General features: G+C 55.0%; 2 protein-coding genes. Both read left to right on the top strand.

Annotated features, from left to right (window positions below):
* Nucleotides 1-86: 86 nt before the first annotated feature.
* On the top strand, nucleotides 87-1,109 hold the full coding sequence (gene istA / locus M6G53_RS24780) for an IS21 family transposase (RefSeq protein ID WP_253335198.1): 1,023 nt from the start codon (nucleotides 87-89) through the stop codon (nucleotides 1,107-1,109).
* Nucleotides 1,106-1,716: IS21-like element ISSen3 family helper ATPase IstB (istB, locus tag M6G53_RS24775; RefSeq protein WP_253335196.1), on the top strand; the 611-nt coding region annotated here is incomplete at its 3' end. The genes istA and istB, both read left to right, overlap by 4 nt.

The following is a 1,716-nucleotide window of genomic DNA, read 5'->3' as shown; positions in this document are numbered from 1 at the left end:
TGTTACCAACGGTGCAAAACTGATCCACCCCAGCGGTTGAAAATTGATCCAGGGGTTAATCTGCTCCTCTGAATACAGGGGAGCTTATGATCACTTTTGAGATTCGTATGGAAATTAAAGTCCTGCACAAGCGGGGAATGAGCATCCGGGCCATCGCCAGGGAACTGGGTATTTCGCGCAATACTGTCCGCAGCCACCTGAAAGCCAAATCTGAAAAGCCGCAGTATTCACCACGCCCGGCATCATCATCACTGCTCGATGAATACCGCGATTATATCTCTAAGCGGATCAGCGATGCGCATCCCTACAAAATCCCGGCTACCGTTATTGCCAGGGAAATCATGGAGCTGGGCTATCGTGGAGGGCTGACTATCCTGAGAGAATTTATCCGTTCGCAGACACTCCCCGTTCAGGCAGAGCCGGTCGTTCGCTTCGAAACCGAGCCCGGGCGGCAGATGCAGGTTGACTGGGGGACCATGCGAAACGGCAAGTCACCCCTGCATGTGTTCGTTGCTGTTCTGGGGTACAGCAGAATGCTTTACATCGAGTTCACCGACAACATGCGTTACGACACACTGGAATCTTGTCACCGCAATGCGTTCAGCTTCTTCGGCGGTGTACCGCGGGAAGTTCTGTACGACAATATGAAAACGGTGGTACTCCAGCGTGATGCTTACCAGACCGGACAGCACCGGTTCCATCCTTCCCTGTGGCAGTTCGGCAAAGAGATGGGCTTCTCCCCCCGACTGTGTCGCCCCTTCAGGGCACAGACTAAAGGCAAGGTGGAGCGAATGGTGCAGTATACCCGCAACAGCTTCTACATCCCGTTAATGACGCGCCTGCGCCCGATGGGTATCACCGTCGATGTTGAAACCGCAAACCGTTACGGTCTGCGCTGGCTGTACGATGTGGCCAATCAACGGAAGCATGAAACTATCCAGACCCGCCCCTGTGATCGCTGGGTGGAGGAACAGCAATCCATGCTGGCACTGCCACCGGAGAAAAAACAGTATGACATGCAGGTCGACGAAAGCCTGGTGACCTTCGACAGGCAACCGTTGCATCATCCGCTGTCCATCTATGACACGTTCTGCAGAGGAGCCGCATGATGGTCGAACTGCAACATCAACGGCTGATGGTTCTCGCCGAACAGCTGCAACTGGACAGTCTTATCGGCGCAGCGCCGGCGCTGTCGCAACAGGCGGTGGATCAGGAATGGAGTTACATGGACTTCCTGGAGCACCTGTTACATGAGGAGAAGTTGGCCCGGCATCAGCGTAAACAGGCAATGTACACGCGGATGGCAGCCTTCCCGGTGGTGAAGACGTTCGAGGAATACGACTTCACCTTCGCCACCGGCGCACCTCAGAAGCAAATCCAGTCGCTGCGCTCCCTGAGCTTCATCGAACGTAACGAAAACATCGTGTTACTGGGCCCCTCGGGCGTTGGAAAAACACATCTGGCGATAGCCATGGGCTACGAAGCCGTACGGGCGGGCATCAAGGTTCGCTTCACAACAGCAGCGGACCTGCTGTTACAGCTGTCGACCTCCCAGCGTCAGGGGCGTTACAAAACGACACTCAATCGCGGTGTCATGGCCCCGAAGCTGCTTATCATCGATGAAATAGGTTATCTGCCGTTCAGTCAGGAGGAAGCCAAGCTGTTCTTCCAGGTCATTGCCAAACGTTACGAGAAGAGCGCGATGATCCTGACCTC

The sequence above is a fragment of the Serratia nevei genome, assembly GCF_024160145.1.
Lineage (GTDB): Bacteria > Pseudomonadota > Gammaproteobacteria > Enterobacterales > Enterobacteriaceae > Serratia > Serratia nevei_A.
This window is presented reverse-complemented; position numbering and strand designations above follow the sequence as displayed.